At 40.0% G+C, this 14,472-nt stretch carries 17 protein-coding genes; 6 read left to right on the top strand and 11 right to left on the bottom strand.

Features of this window, described 5'->3' with window-relative positions; genetic code table 11:
* Positions 1–3 precede the first annotated feature (3 nt).
* From ACO6S0_RS08280 to ACO6S0_RS08270, 3 genes are all read left to right on the top strand, one after another.
* Positions 4–672, top strand: a complete 669-nt coding sequence (locus ACO6S0_RS08280) for an ATP-binding protein (protein WP_422351511.1) — start codon at positions 4–6, stop codon at positions 670–672.
* Positions 669–1,277, top strand: a complete 609-nt coding sequence (locus ACO6S0_RS08275; protein ID WP_422351510.1) for a tyrosine-type recombinase/integrase — start codon at positions 669–671, stop codon at positions 1,275–1,277. The genes ACO6S0_RS08280 and ACO6S0_RS08275 overlap by 4 nt, the downstream gene beginning before the upstream one ends.
* A gap of 107 nt (positions 1,278–1,384) precedes the next feature.
* Entirely contained in the window at positions 1,385–1,978 is a 594-nt protein-coding gene (locus ACO6S0_RS08270) for a tyrosine-type recombinase/integrase (RefSeq protein ID WP_422351509.1), read from the top strand.
* Here ACO6S0_RS08270 and ACO6S0_RS08265 read toward each other — a convergent pair.
* From ACO6S0_RS08265 to ACO6S0_RS08250, 4 genes are read right to left on the bottom strand one after another with little or no spacing between them, the layout of a single operon-like run.
* Complete coding sequence (locus ACO6S0_RS08265) at positions 1,964–2,626, bottom strand: hypothetical protein (RefSeq protein ID WP_422351508.1); 663 nt, start codon at positions 2,624–2,626, stop codon at positions 1,964–1,966. The genes ACO6S0_RS08270 and ACO6S0_RS08265 overlap by 15 nt on opposite strands.
* Before the next feature lie 53 nt (positions 2,627–2,679).
* Complete coding sequence (locus ACO6S0_RS08260; protein WP_422351507.1) at positions 2,680–3,672, bottom strand: adenylate/guanylate cyclase domain-containing protein; 993 nt, start codon at positions 3,670–3,672, stop codon at positions 2,680–2,682.
* A 24-nt stretch (positions 3,673–3,696) separates the two neighbouring features.
* The gene (locus tag ACO6S0_RS08255) at positions 3,697–4,209 is read right to left on the bottom strand and encodes a Pycsar system effector family protein (RefSeq protein ID WP_422351506.1); all 513 of its coding nucleotides are present in this window, start codon (positions 4,207–4,209) and stop codon (positions 3,697–3,699) included.
* A 3-nt stretch (positions 4,210–4,212) separates the two neighbouring features.
* Complete coding sequence (locus tag ACO6S0_RS08250) at positions 4,213–4,386, bottom strand: hypothetical protein (RefSeq protein WP_422351505.1); 174 nt, start codon at positions 4,384–4,386, stop codon at positions 4,213–4,215.
* A 117-nt stretch (positions 4,387–4,503) separates the two neighbouring features.
* Here ACO6S0_RS08250 and ACO6S0_RS08245 point away from each other — a divergent pair, with 117 nt between their 5' ends.
* On the top strand, positions 4,504–5,109 hold the full coding sequence (locus ACO6S0_RS08245) for an RNA polymerase sigma factor (protein WP_422351504.1): 606 nt from the start codon (positions 4,504–4,506) through the stop codon (positions 5,107–5,109).
* The gene (locus tag ACO6S0_RS08240; RefSeq protein WP_422351503.1) at positions 5,106–5,873 is read left to right on the top strand and encodes a hypothetical protein; all 768 of its coding nucleotides are present in this window, start codon (positions 5,106–5,108) and stop codon (positions 5,871–5,873) included. Before ACO6S0_RS08245 ends, ACO6S0_RS08240 begins: the two co-directional genes overlap by 4 nt.
* 318 nt (positions 5,874–6,191) lie before the next feature.
* Here ACO6S0_RS08240 and ACO6S0_RS08235 read toward each other — a convergent pair whose 3' ends face one another.
* A complete protein-coding gene (locus ACO6S0_RS08235; protein ID WP_422351502.1) occupies positions 6,192–7,181 on the bottom strand; it encodes a PIG-L deacetylase family protein in 990 nt (329 codons plus the stop codon).
* Positions 7,182–7,348: 167 nt separating this feature from the next.
* On the bottom strand, positions 7,349–8,137 hold the full coding sequence (locus ACO6S0_RS08230) for a hypothetical protein (RefSeq protein ID WP_422351501.1): 789 nt from the start codon (positions 8,135–8,137) through the stop codon (positions 7,349–7,351).
* 176 nt (positions 8,138–8,313) lie between these two features.
* Here ACO6S0_RS08230 and ACO6S0_RS08225 point away from each other — a divergent pair, with 176 nt between their 5' ends.
* Positions 8,314–8,937, top strand: coding sequence for a glutaredoxin domain-containing protein (locus ACO6S0_RS08225; protein WP_422351500.1), 624 nt, complete (start codon positions 8,314–8,316; stop codon positions 8,935–8,937).
* Here ACO6S0_RS08225 and ACO6S0_RS08220 read toward each other — a convergent pair.
* The 5 genes from ACO6S0_RS08220 to ACO6S0_RS08200 form a co-directional block, all read right to left on the bottom strand.
* Positions 8,934–9,584, bottom strand: coding sequence for a class I SAM-dependent methyltransferase (locus ACO6S0_RS08220; RefSeq protein WP_422351499.1), 651 nt, complete (start codon positions 9,582–9,584; stop codon positions 8,934–8,936). The two genes, ACO6S0_RS08225 and ACO6S0_RS08220, sit on opposite strands and share 4 nt — an antisense overlap.
* Positions 9,585–9,592: 8 nt before the next feature.
* Positions 9,593–11,872 (bottom strand): hypothetical protein, encoded by a 2,280-nt coding sequence (locus ACO6S0_RS08215; RefSeq protein WP_422351498.1) that lies wholly within the window; start codon positions 11,870–11,872, stop codon positions 9,593–9,595.
* Between the two features lie 15 nt (positions 11,873–11,887).
* A complete protein-coding gene (locus ACO6S0_RS08210) occupies positions 11,888–12,844 on the bottom strand; it encodes a WD40/YVTN/BNR-like repeat-containing protein (protein WP_422351497.1) in 957 nt (318 codons plus the stop codon).
* A gap of 83 nt (positions 12,845–12,927) precedes the next feature.
* Positions 12,928–13,344, bottom strand: a complete 417-nt coding sequence (locus ACO6S0_RS08205; RefSeq protein WP_422351496.1) for a DUF3052 domain-containing protein — start codon at positions 13,342–13,344, stop codon at positions 12,928–12,930.
* A gap of 34 nt (positions 13,345–13,378) precedes the next feature.
* Entirely contained in the window at positions 13,379–14,458 is a 1,080-nt protein-coding gene (locus ACO6S0_RS08200) for a DUF2652 domain-containing protein (RefSeq protein WP_422351495.1), read from the bottom strand.
* Positions 14,459–14,472: the final 14 nt, after the last annotated feature.

Genomic DNA, 14,472 nt, shown 5'->3' with positions numbered 1-14,472 from the left:
AACATGAAAGAACACTTGCTAAATTTATCGAACTTCTTAATGGTACAAAAAGTTTGCGAGATTGCACTAAGAGATTCTGAGTTTTTTGGGGTGATAGGAGATACTGGTAGTGGCAAATCAGTTGCTCTGGAACATTTTAAAAATCAAAATCATGATGTCGTAAAATTGATAAGGGTCAAACCAACTATGGGAATGACCGACTTTTTTCTTGAACTTGGTGCTCTTTTCGGTTATAGAGGGTCAAAAAAAAGTAAATTCATTATTTCAAATTACCTAAAGGAGTATTGTAATTCTGTGGAACAACAAGAATTGCTCTTATTGGATGAGGCAGCTAGATTCCGACCACATCAATTAACTTTCATTCAAGAGATAAGAGATATTACTCAAAGCAAGCTCGGTATAGTGATTTCGGGTCCTCACGATTTTGTCAGAAAACTTATTAAATGGGATGAAAAAGAAATTATGGGGGTTGCGGAGTTCAAGAGGAGAGTTCAACTGTTCAAAAGAATGAGGCCCTTGGAAAAAAAGGAGATAATTGCCGTCTGTAAGGAATATGGTATCACAGAACGGAAAATCATTCTGCAAAAATTTATAAAACATGACAACATCGGATTGCTTACAAGAGCAATAAAAAACTACTTAAAGTATGGTAAAGATTTAGGGGAGATATGAATTTAAACTTGGATGTTCGTGCGAACAAGATGAGGATTTATGACCTAAAGGGGAAGCGTTTATTTCTTTACCAAGATGAAATCCAAGAGATGCTTCTGATTGCGGAAGACGTCCATCTTCTATTAAGAACTTTTGTGGAAACTTTGATTTATACAGGGTGCAGGATTTCAGAGGCCCTTAACATGACGAGAAAAGACATACATTATCATCAACAGAAAATCACTTTGAAAAGTCAAAATCGAAGCGGTCCAGTTTTTAGAGATGTCCCCGTTCCGCATAACTACATTGATACTCTTGTAGCGGTACATAGTATTTTAGGAGGTAATGACAATAATTATGAGGTTAAGAAGCCTTTATGGAAATGGACCAGGCAACATGCCTATGAACTTATTCAGGAATTAATGATTCGTTCTGGTGTTCCCGCTGGGGGACATAGAAATCCAAAGGGAATTAGGCATGCATATGGGGTGAACGCAGTTTTATGTAGTGTCCCGTTACCATTTCTAAAAAAATGGATGGGTCATTCGCACATTAGCACCACTGCCATTTATGTTACTTGTTTGCAACTAGATGAAAAGGAGCTTGTCAAAAGAATGTGGGCATGAATCGGTCATTCCACGGGAATAAATAACTCTTTACAGAAGGCGGATTTTGTAAAGAGTATTCATTTTTTGATGTACCTTTCAGAGACCTCATTAACAAAGACGAAATCATGCCCAACAGGCAAAATGTAAAGAGTGATAAAAAAAGGACCACAGACGCCCATGAAAGGGGTAGGGACTACTTGAGTCCGGATGAGATAAAAGCACTCCTTGAGGCCTCCAAAAAGACTAGGTACCCGAAACGCAACTATCTTCTTTTACTCATGATGTATAGGCATGGATTAAGGGTGAGCGAAGCCATTTCCCTAAAGAAATCAGATGTCAACCTGAAACAGTCCAGGCTTTGGGTAAAGCGGCTTAAAAGCGGTCTTTCTGTGGAGCAACCGATTGCTGGTGACGAACTGCGGGCAATCAAAAGGTATCTAAGTTCCAGGGACGACAACCTTCCGTGGTTATTCGTTAATGAAAGAGGACTTCCTTTGACAAGGCAAGCTGTGAACTACATAACAAATAGAGTAGGGGAGAAAGCCAATCTTTCAAATGTACACCCCCATACATTAAGACATTCCTGTGGGTTTTACCTGGCCAATAGGGGGTATGATCTTCGTTTGATTCAAGATTATCTAGGACATCGCGATCCTAAACATACTGCGCATTACACTCGCGTGGCGAGTCGGCGCTTTGAAAAATTATGGGAATATTGATCGAGCTAAGTCTTTTGATTTTGTTTTGACGATACCTGAAATTTCTTCGAAACCAGCCAAGTCTTTGAGCAATCTTTCTCTGGACAGACTTTGGAGAAATTCAACACTCTGTAAATGACATCTTTTAAACTTTTTATCCTCACCACAAATGCATGGTCTAGCGTTTCTTCCTGGAACTGTATTGTCCAAAATTGCATTTAGAATCGTGATTATTATAGGACCATCTGCTAGCTGAAGTTTTTCCTTGTAAAACTGAACGACTCCTTCAAAGAAATGGCCATATTCACCATTGGCATATTTTCCAAAACTCATCTTATACAATGTATTTGCAAAAAATGGATAGATGTGATCTTGATAAAAACCAACCAATTGAATACCTTTTTTCGCCTTATACTCTAGTTCATGTTCAATATCTAGACATACATAGCCGTCTTCATCAATGTGCCAATCTTCATGGCGTTGAATTTTAGTCGAATGTTCTTTTACCAATGGTGTTGAATAAGGATATCTTTCCTTATTTAGCCAAATTTCAATATTAAAGGAGTCAAGATAAATACCAGTTGTATCGCATATGTCTATATCACCTGATAACTTAGAGTATTTTTTACCGTCTCTTTTATAATAGGAAAAGCTAGGATAGATTTCCATGAAAGACTTTATGTCCTTTTCAAGAGATCGATTTGTTACTGATGAGACTTTCTTCACAGCTTTTTGCCAAAATAAGGTGTGCTTTTAATTGCTATTGGTCGCAGACTAGAATCTGATATTGGACGAGCAATATCCTTAATTTTAAATACTGGTTTACCATATTGATTTAAAGCAATAAAATCGAGTGTCTTTAAAAATTTCGCCCAGAGGAAGTCGTATTGGGTGTAATAGAATTTTTTATCACTATCAATATAAATATAGCGGTCTTTTTCCCCCTTTCTTGCTGCCACCGGAGTGAAATAATCTTCTCCATTTTCGATTTCATTCCTTATATGGGCTCCAACAACAACGCCGTTTTTATCCGCTGATGATTGCATTTTGCTCGCTAGACTTGTGTGAAGGCTGCATGTCGTAACCTCGCTTATTTCGCCTATTCCGGAATTCCCCCATATCACATGCTCCTGGTAACCGAGATCGACTCCTGTTCTTATTCCAATATATTCAATACCAACAGATTCAAGATATTCTTTCAAATCAGTTTTCACGAAATGTGTAAAGACACTGACTGCTGAAAGAGCCATTTTAACTGCTTCTTTCTCGCTCATATTTTTGTCCCCAAAGTAGACGAATATGCCATCTCCTTGTAAGCGGTGAACATACCCGCCAAAAACCAACATAGTATGAATACCGGCTTTCAAAATAGTGTTGGTAATCAGAAATACAGTTTGTTTATCAAATCTTTTGAAAAGATTGGTACTGCCTTTTATGTCAATAAATGCGGATACTATATAATGTTCTTCAATTTCTTCGGTTCCTTTTAGATGCTTAAAATCCGGATGTGATCCAAGTTGTTGTTCGTAGTCAATTTTTCTCCTAACACTTTCAGATAAGTTCACCATACTGGGGGCAACTTCATTCTGTTTGATGCGAGAGTACAAAGCCTTAAACTGCTCATCGGATCTCACTATAGCACTGGCTGGAGCGCCCAGACCTTTGGTAACATAACTTGATGCATCGGAATCCACAGCATCTTTTATGAGTTTCATGTAATCTTGATATATATTCATTTTCTAAAATTTGTTAATTACTAAAATTGATATTACCAGGGCAAGAACTACGAATTGGAAAAAAATCAACCATCCAGAAGTTTTCAGACGAGTAAATTTGGTATTTAGACCCTGGGATAGTAGATGTACTTGATTTCGGAGGTCATCCATCTCTTCTTTTTTACTTAAATTCTTTGATTGCTCAAAGAATTCCTGTTTGGTCATTGACCCAATACCGCCAAAATAATATAGAGAGTCCGAATCCTTGGAAAAATATGGAATGCTTGCTACTGTTAAAACAAGTAATCCAGCAATGCCCAATACCATTTCAATGGTCAACAGGATATTGAAAAAAGTGCGGAACTGGCAGACATGTTCTTGTACCGAAATATAGCCGGTAATTATACCTCCCAATAAAAAAGTGTTCATTGCCAAGTAAACGGCGGTCTTATTGTTTACACTTTCAAAATAGTGATCGAACCTATTAATGGAATAAAGCAACCTATCCTTTTCGCTAATTCGTTTTTCTTTTTCCATTGATTATTTCTCTTTACGAACCCCTTTGAATTTGCCCCCAGTTGTTTTTACATCCATGAACTTTCCTGTATCAGAATCTCTTTTAACGTAAAGCTTAGTTTTAGGATTAAGAACTTGAGAACGCTTTCTTACAGCTCCTTTTCTTGAATTGTCTCCAAAAGGCTTATTTTTTGCCATATTTTTTTTGTTAATTTAATTAGCTACCTTGTAACATCTTACTACATATATATGCTGTTCTCAATCGATTAATTACCGTTCAAATGGTAATTTTTATTTTTTATTTAGCATTATTAAATGAAGGCCGTTCAAATTGGTAAACTTGAGATAACTGATAATTATGATGAAGTGCCATGGGATAAAGTTATTCCAGTCCTAATGGCTTATGCATATAGTCTCTTGGGTAGCAATCATTTTACGAACAGAAGAGATCAACTTGCTTACGATTTTGCTTTGGAAGCGATTACTAAATATTTGGAAAACAGAGAAAAGTTTGATCCCACAAAAAATCCAGACTTAATAAACTACTTGAAATTCTACGTTTTACGACAATTGATTTCAAACTTCAAAGGCTCCGCTGGGGTTAGAAAGAGAATTACCTTAAACGCTGTTAAAGGTCCCGAAAATGAAACTTATGATTATTCCTTGGATGAACTGGTTAGTAAAGATAATTTAATAGCCAACCATGTTGACCTAAATATACTTCTGGAAAGAATCAATAAGAAACTTGAAAAGAAGCCAGAACTGCAGGAGATTTTTACTTTATTATATTACAGGGGATTAAAGAGATCCGAAATTTGTCAAGAACTAGAAATTGCCCTTAACGAGTTTGACAACCGGTTACGCAGGCTTAAAAGACTACTTGATACTGAGGAGAAACTAATATCAAAAACCAAACAATGAGCGGAATTAACGAAAAAGATAAATGGAATCATTTTCATCATGATTTTGCCGAATCTGTAAGTTTTAACGAAGAGGTTTCCAAAAAGTATTTGGAGGAAAATGGGGTTGATGTCGAAAGGTTTATTGGTAAAGGCTTAAAGCAAATTGCGAATGCTTTGAGAAAGAAGCAAGATGAGAAAAGTAAGGCTCTCTTTTTTAAAAGAGTAGTACTAGGAGCGGAGATTGTAAATAATTTATACGATGAGATAACCTTTGGCCATGTTAAGCTACAGAAACTTATGTATTTATGTGAACAAGTCTCTAGTATGGAGCTGTCAACCAGATATACAAAACAAGCTGCCGGGCCATATGATGCAAAGTTTATGCATTCGGTGGATAAAGAATTTGAAAGGCAAAAGTGGTTTAATGTCGAGGTTACAAGTGGGGATAAGTACAATAACTACGAATACTCACCAGGAGTAAAAATTGAATCCTACAAAAAATACTTTGACAATTATTATAGTGAAAGTAAAAGTCATATAAAATGGTTGATTGATACTTTTGGAAAACCCCAAACCAAAAAAGTAGAGCTAGTGGCCACTATATATTCATGCCTGGAAGAGTATACTTTAAAAAGAGAAGAATTTAGCTCGGATTCTTTAATACAGAAAGTTATGAATTGGTCTGAAGAAAAAAAGAAAAAATTTACCCCTAATGATGTTTCTAAAGCCCATCAATGGATGATTGAAAAGGGACTAATACCCAAACCGCTGAACAATAATTGATTACAATTCATTCTTTAGGAGCGGCTTGTTTCTATTTAAAAGATTTACAGGCTAAAAACCATATTTATGTTACTTGGAAACAACACTTGATAGTTTTTTTGTCAAGTTTGGAGAATACAGACTACAGATTGATGTTAATTGTACATTTTAAAATGCCAGATTGTACTTTTTAAATTGTCATTTACATGAGGGATATTTTACATAATGGAAAATTATAGCTTACGGATGGCGAAACCAATAAATTACACGACAACGACATTTGTACTATAATTGACATTATGTCAAATAAAATCTTTTGATCCCAGTCACCAACGCCTTTCACCGTTTTTTGCCTATAGCATTTTCCTCAATGTACGTATGCAGCATTGAGGGTTCAGGACCTATGTAATGAAACCGCTCCGCCCATTCCAATCCGAAAGGCTTCCCAATTTTCCTATCTGAAGGAACTCCCCGCATTCGTTGTGAATCTATATCCATCACAAAATGCTTGATGTAATTCTCGTTGGCTGTTTTGTCGTCATCGCCTAAAATGGGCAGATATTTTCCTTTTTCGGACAAGCTTTTCCTAAGCCTTGACCCAGCTTCACCTCCTGGTCCTTGAGTGGTTATCACCGCATTGGCATAGACTTTTTTATCAATGGTCTGGGTAGTCTCTACAATCCTATTTACCAACTGCGGCCCACGCGCAAAGTAATAGCGTTCGGTAACCGCATGTGGAGTCAGGCCCGCTTCAAAATGCTCCGGATAATCCAGCCTACCACCGGACATCCACCGTGCCGATTCTACCGCCGAAGCCGTAACATAATGATCGGGATTCTCTTCATAATGCCCCCATGGGTCATAAGTGATAATGGTATCCACTTTCAATAATCGGAACAGAAAAATGAGTCTTCCCCTTAGCTCTTGGATGCTTATATTGTCCATTCTATGGTTCCGGTAGCCCAAATCATAGACTTTGGACAGTCCAAGGGCTTTGGCCACCCTTTCGTTGTCCTTTTCATTGTTATAAATCACTTCTCCCATGGTAGCTCCCCTACCCGCGTGGTCATCGTTACTGGTGCGGATCAGATACCCTGTATAGCCCTCCCCGATGAGTTTGGCCACAGTTCCTCCCGCAAAAAGGGCAATATCATCATTATGGGGCTGGATTGCTGCCAAAACTTTGCCCTTATGGGGTTGACCAGACATATGCTTTTCTACAATTATCTTCTCGGTATTGTTTAGTTTTTGGCTGTACTCAAAAGATTTGGGGAAGGAAGGTAGGAGTCCTATAGCAACACTTTTGCCTATAAATGATCTTCTTTCCATAATTGTTGGGTTGTGGTTCTCTCAAAGATACACCATATCGTTGCCCAATTGAGCGGATTGAAAACTTAAACTTGGTATTATTTGATTGAAATTCAGCTATTTTAAACGCATCAACAAAAAAAGCACCAGAATATTCTAGTGCTTTTCAATTCGTTGGAAACCATTTTTTATAGGCCAATCTCCTGTTTGGTTCCATCTGGATAGGTAAGAGTGGCAACATCATCGCACTCCCCTTCCCCAAAGTCTACCAAGATGGTCAATCCATTTTTGGCAACGTTCATGCTACCGCTGGTCAAGTATTCACAACTTAAGGTACCTTGAAGGTCATTTATCGTGGTCACCGAATAGGTGTCGCCCTCGGCCTGAACCTGCCAAGTTCCCGATAAACTAAATGTGCTGTTTTCCAAGGAATCGCCAAAGGTGAAACTAAAAGTTTTGGTACCGTTTTCAGAAATAATGCTTCCATCCTCCATCTCAATGGTCATGTCACTCTCTACTGTAAATGATATGGTATTCTGCTCCGAGTTGGCAGAAAGGGCATAGTTCCTAGTACCATTGATTTTGATATCACCCACATAAAAATCTTCATATACCGCAGTAAAGGCAGCAGTTTCATTTCCTACCTCATAGGTAACCGTCAAGGTACCGTTGACATTATCTGTACCGTTCAGGACACAGTTATTAAAGGTGGCCACGAATCCCGTATCTGTATATTCGGCAGAATAACAGTCATTACTTCCCTTTGCCGACTTTGCGGAAGCACTGTTGGCAAACAGTTCGGCAAGCGCGTTATCTGCTGTACCAGCGATATCATCTGTGCTCAAAATAGTTTGAAGGTTAGCTTCCGTCAGTGTTTGGTCGCCAGTGGCAACCGCATCCTCACTACAAGATTGGAAACCAGTAATAATCAATGAAAATAAGGCTAAAGCTTTCCAAATGTTATTAAGTCTGTTCATGTTACGATAGTTTATGGTTGTTGCACTAACGTAACAAGAATGGGCTTTAGTGTTGTATAAAGGAACAAATCGATAAAATGCGCGCTTCATTCCCAATATCAGTAAAAATCCAAGGATTTGTCTTATTTTACAGTATGCTATTATCCGTTTACAACAAATTTGTTGCTTCTCAAACTTTGAAAAAGGCTTTGACTATTGTGTTTTGCTTTGCGCTAAGTCACCTATCTGCCCAAGTAGGACCGGTAAAGGTTACAGAAACCAAAAGCAAGAACCGAATTGCCTTTTTTGCTGAGAACAGAACATTTACGGACTATGATGTGCTATTTGAGGTAAAGGGTTCCAATTTTAGACAGAGTGCCGCAAAGCCAAGATGGGTAAGGGTTCCTGCGGCTTCCAGGGTTCATTTGAAGACCATTATTCTGTTGCGGGACAAGCAACCGGTTTACACCAAAACTTTAAAGACAAACGATAGTCTTTCCAAGAGGGCGTTGAAAAAGGAATTTGAGGTGTTGGACATTCCGCCACCAAAAATCAAACCTAAAAAGCAAATAACTATTTACACCTCTTCCGGCTGCGCAAGCTGTGATAGTATTGTCAGTCAACTTAGTTCCAAGAATTACATTTTCAGAAGTGTCTCGTTGGATGAAAAACCTGAGGTAAAAGAACAACTGGGCAAGTTCTTGGCAAAATCCACCGAGGAAATGGATTCATTATCCAATCCCATTATAAGTTTGGATGGAAGATTGTACAGTTGGATTACTTCTTTTGACCAAATGATAGAGGAAGTAGAAAAGGATTAAGACTGTTTTTGGGCTATAATGACCCACATTTGTTTACTTTCATCACGTTCCCAATCACCATGATCATCGATTTCAGTAATCACTGTAAAGCCAGCTTGACGTAATTCCCTACGCACATATTTTGCTCCCAAGGAATGGGCATTGACCTGTTCCCTTCTGGATTTCCCCCTCACCCTATCCTTTAATTTTTCCATTAACATCACCTTCCCCCCCACTTTTAATGCATCCTTGACGTGTCTTAGGATTTTCTCATGGGACTCCATTTCATGGTAGGTGTCAATAATGAATATAGCATCGAGTTCGTCTTCCGGAAGTTTTGGGTCGTCATAATCCCCTCGAATAGTAATAATGTTTTTAAGGTTACGGTCGGCCGCATTTTCCCTCAAGGTTTCCAGTCGGTCCGAACGTACGTCTACCGCATATACCCTACCCTCATCCTTAACCAGACGCGCCAACCGAATGGACAAATATCCTTCGTGGCATCCTATATCCGCTACCTTATCACCGGTTTCAATCCCAGAAAGTTGTAGAAGATACTCCGTCTTCATCCATAAATCACGCTCTGGCCAATCTTCCTCGGTGTACTGTGCCTCACAGACAACTATACCCAGAAAGAAAAGCCAAAGCGTGGAATGGTATTTTATCATTTTTGGAATCAATCCTCAATTAGGCCTTGCCCTTCAATCCATGGGGCGCCAGCAGCTTTCAGCTCTGCCTCAATGGACGGAATGGCACTCTTTATAAGGGCATTAAGCTCCTTTTTAACATCGCTCAATTGTTTGCTGGCCCTTTGTAAGGCTGCTTTGTGGTTAGCTGTTGGACCGTAGGTATTACCCAAGGCCACCTGCCCAATAAATGCTCCATCTGCCGGTGAAGGCGGGTTCTTCTCTCCTACCTCATTTCTAGATGGGCTTCCAGCCATTGTCTTTTTGATGGCCTGCAATTGGGATCTAACATCATAGATTTTTGAGGACAATGCCGCGGTTGGGTTTGAAGCTTGATCAAAGGCACGCTTCATAGCATCTACCTTTGCAATGCTTCTATCCAAATTGATGTTGGTCGCTGTCATATTCTGCTGAAAATCTTGGAACTGCTCCCTAAAGGCATCGATCTCGCTGGTAGGTTTCGCAGGTAACGCACCCTTTCTCAGCGGTTTCACCTCAAAATTTTGAGGCGCGGAAAGTTCTTTTAACTCACCATTGACCCGCTGGTATAGCGTAACCGAATAATTCCCAGGGGTTGCCGTATACGGCGAACCTAAAAAGTCGTCATCACCGCCTTTGGGTTTTTCAAGTTTGATACCGGTTCTGTCCGCATACTTTAAATCCCAGGATACTCTGTTGAATCCTTTTTTATTGGTTCCCTTTACGGAATTGACCACATTTCCTGCAGCATCCCTTACCAAAAGTACCAACTCAGGTTTTTCCTGACTGTTTTCTTTATCCAAGGCCTCCCAACCTGGGAAAGCAATACTGGAATTTTGCTTGTTCAATGTTTTCTCCCGATTGGCTCTTGCCTCCTTCAGAGTTTTCAGTTTTTCTGGAAGGAAATAGGTAAAGACTGCTCCATAGGGTGGATTTTTTGCCACATATTGCGTATTGCCTTGACCGTAAACCCCATCTTTTTCGATGTACCAATACGCTGGCTTTACTTTATATAGGGTAGCCTCTCCCATTTTGGAAGCGTCAAAATCCCTTAGAGCAGAGATATCATCCAACACATAGAATCCGCGTCCAAACGATGCGCAGACCAAGTCATCTTCCCTTCTTTGAATGGTTAAGTCCCTAAAGGAAATGGTGGGTAATCCACCGTCCAACTGCATCCAACTGGAACCACCGTTATTGGTGAAATAAATTCCGAACTCAGTTGCAGCAAACAAGAGATCTTTTTTCTTATGGTCCTGCACAATCCTCCAAGTAATCAATCGCTTTGGAAGGTTTCCATTGATGAAGGTCCAGCTGTTTCCTTTATCCGTACTTTTAAGGATGTAAGGTTTGAAATCTCCTTCCTTGTGATTGTCCAATACCAAATACACCGTACTGGCATCATAAAGATCAGCTCTAACATCGTTTACAAAGGCTCTGGAAGGCACTCCTTTAATGGTTCCTAGGTTAATTCTTCTCCAGCTAGTACCTCCATTCTCTGTAACCTGAAGTATTCCGTCATCCGTACCTGCGTAGATCAATCCTTCTTGAACAGGTGACTCGGCAAGGGAAGTTATCGTATTGTAATTGGACATGGCCAATACATCCCATGAGTTGTCCCAGCTTTGCTGACGTCCCATGATGGGTAAGTTCAAGCGTTCCTCATTTCTTGTTAAATCACCAGAAATGGCAGTCCATTCATCTCCCCTATTCTCGGATTTCCAAACGCGGTAGGACGCAAAATACAAGCGAGTTGGTTTGTGTGGACTAACCAAAATGGGCGCATCCCAATTAAATCTTTCATGTGGTTCCCCAGCTGCAGGTTGCGGTTGAATGAATACCGTTTCTCCCGTGGTTTGATCTATTCGCCACAGCCAACCCTGCTGGAATTCACCGTAAGTGATATCTGGATTTCCAGGTTCGGTAGCAGACTGGTGTCCGTCAGCACCTAACGTAATCCACCAGTCGGAATTTAAGATTCCTTCGCTGCTTGCGGTTCTGGATGGTCCTCCATGGGAGCCATTATCCTGTGTTCCGCCATAAATATTGTAGAAAGGAGCAGAATCATCCACCGCAACTTTATAATATTGAGTCAAGGGCAGATTTCCAAAATACCTCCAGGTTTTTGTCAAGTCGTAGGATTCATATAATCCACCATCTGTTCCAAAGAGAACATAGTTCGGGTTGGATTTCTTAAAGGCCATGGCATGACTGTCCACGTGCTTTTTCTCCTCGTTCATGGATGTAAATGTCTTTCCATGATCATCCGATACTTGCACCACGTTGTTCATAAGAAACAACTTCCCCTAATGATGGGGTGACGCATACAATTCTTGGTAGTAGTGCGGCCCTGTGGCTCCAGATACCGCATCCGATTGCTTTGTCCAAGAAGCTCCCCCATTTTTGGAAATGTAAACGCCACCTTTTCTTCTATCCAACTCAATGGCGGCATATAGGGTTTCATTATTGAAGGGTGATAGCGCAAGACCAATTTTACCCATATTGGATTTGGGAAGTCCGTTGCTCAATTTGGTCCAGGTCTCACCCCCATCCGTACTTTTATGAAGCCCGGAACCAGGTCCACCGCCCATAAGCGCAGCAACCGTTCTGTGTCTGTCCCAAGTGGCCGCATAGATTACATCCGGATTGGTAGGGTCCATGGCAATATCCGTAACACCGGTCCATTCATTGTTCCCCAATGTTTTGCGCCAGGTCTTTCCGCCATCCGTGGACTTATAGAATCCCCGTTGTCCGCCTTTACTCCAAAGTGGCCCCTGGGATGCAACCATAATAACGTTCGAGTTTTCTGGATGGACAATGATTTTTGAAAGGTGCTCGGAAGATTTCAGCCCCATGTTTTTCCATGTCTTTCCTTCGTCATGACTCACATAAATACCATCTCCAAAACCAACGTGTCTACCCCCAACATTTTCTCCTGTACCTACCCAAATGGTACTTGGGTTATTCGGATCAATGGTAACACAGCCAATGGAATAGCTGGCCTGTTTGTCAAAAATTGGTTTCCAGGTAGTTCCATTATTGATGGTTTTCCAGACTCCACCGGAACCAACGGCCACATACCAAACACTTTCATTTTTTGGATGGATGGCAATGTCTGCAATTCGACCAGAAGTAAGGGCTGGCCCCAGACTTCTAAACTCGAGTCCTTTAAAGGTTGTTGAATCTGGTTTTTGGGCGGTTAAGTGAAGGGAAAAAACAAAAAGAGATAGGATTGCTGAATAAATTCTCAAGCGGTGTTTCATTTTAAAAAATTAGATTGAATTAGTCGCTGAAAGATAAGTAAATACATCAGCCTTAAATCTAAAAAAAATGTGAAAAAAAGAGTTTATCTATCCTTTATCCGATAAACAAATTTTAGGCCGCTCCAATCCTCGTCCACAGCGGCTACTTTGGTGTCCACCAAACCTATAGCCAATAGATGTTCCCTTATCGGGTCTCGTTTTAGATCTGTTACAATTTTAGAACTTCCTTTGGGCCAACTTACCCATAACAAGCCAGTTTTCTTTAAGGCAGGTTTGTAGATTTTAACAGCTTCTTCAAGCTCTGATCTGGTAGTACAGAATATATGAATGAAATCAACAGATTCTGAAGAAGCTTGTTCTTTAAACGAAATTCCAGAAGGTAGATCAGAAAACAAATTCAGATAGTGCTCAGGTTCATTGACCAACAGGATACTGAATCCTTCCTTTATCCCCAATTTCTTGGCCAAAGGGGTTCCTGAATAGCCTGAAGTTGTTTTCAAAATGTTCGTTTTGTACCAAGTTAAGACAAAGTGGTCAATCCTTCGTCTTCATAAACAGAAATAGATTGTTAATTGCTCCCCTAGCACTTTTTTCAACAGCTTTTTTGCCTAGAAAGAATCCTAAAGTTCTTTTTATCAAGGACTTTGATTCCCAATAGAATTCAACTTTTAAGTGGCTGGATCCGTCTGGTTTTGGTGAAAAAATATAGAATTGATAAAAGTCATCAAATAAAGGATGGTTATGGGTCAATTCGCCATAAATCAGATTTCCGGGATCGGTCTCCTTGGAAATGGTTATAAAATCCAGATGTTTACCATTGATCACACAGGTATGTTCACTCCCCAGTCTGGTAACCTCATGTTCATTGTATTCCAATTTATCCACTCCTTGTTGCCAATTGTGTCTAAGCGCATAATTCGTAATGTTTTCCATGACCTCTTCTGCCGGCACCGGGAAATCCTGTTCCACTATAACTTGGGGAGGTTCATCAAATCTTAGCATTTTGGGTTGTACAAAACTTCGGAGTTTTAACTCCTTGGGATCGATCAAGGAATAGATGTATTCCACTTCTTTCTCATCATAGATGTCCGAGCCTTGCCTAAACCTGAACATCTTGCTGGAATAATATGGGGATAGCATAATGTCCAGTGCCAATTTTCGGCTTATCAAGGTGTAGTTATCACTGTCCACGGAATTCTTCAGTAATCTATGGGCTTCTATCACTTGTTCACCAAAGGGTTTTCGGGTGCCCTGCACTTCAATATGCTGTAGATGTCCACTGTGGGCAATGATTTTAAGCTGTAGGTTGGGAGCTGTGGCGCAAGCATTGCAAGGGCAAACCCTATTTTTCTCCAACATCTTTAGGTGGCTATAAAAAGCCGTGAACATAGATTCGATTTGAGCCAGCAGATTTTCTTGGGAAGGCACTTCATTCTCCTTATAAAAGAAAAGGGCATCCCCCTCAATTTCCGCCAGTTTTAAATCTTGGGTATTGGCATTCACCAGCACTTCCAATAATTCTGATATTACATGTTGGCTATGTTCTATTTCCGTTGTTTGAATGAACTTGGTATATCCAGAAATATCAGGAATGAACAAAAGGGATTTGGACATGTTTTTGATTGAAT

Source organism: Flagellimonas sp., from assembly GCF_965233845.1.
Taxonomy (GTDB): Bacteria; Bacteroidota; Bacteroidia; order Flavobacteriales; family Flavobacteriaceae; genus Flagellimonas.
Note: the sequence above shows the minus strand (reverse complement) of the source record. Positions and strands in the feature narration are given on the sequence as shown.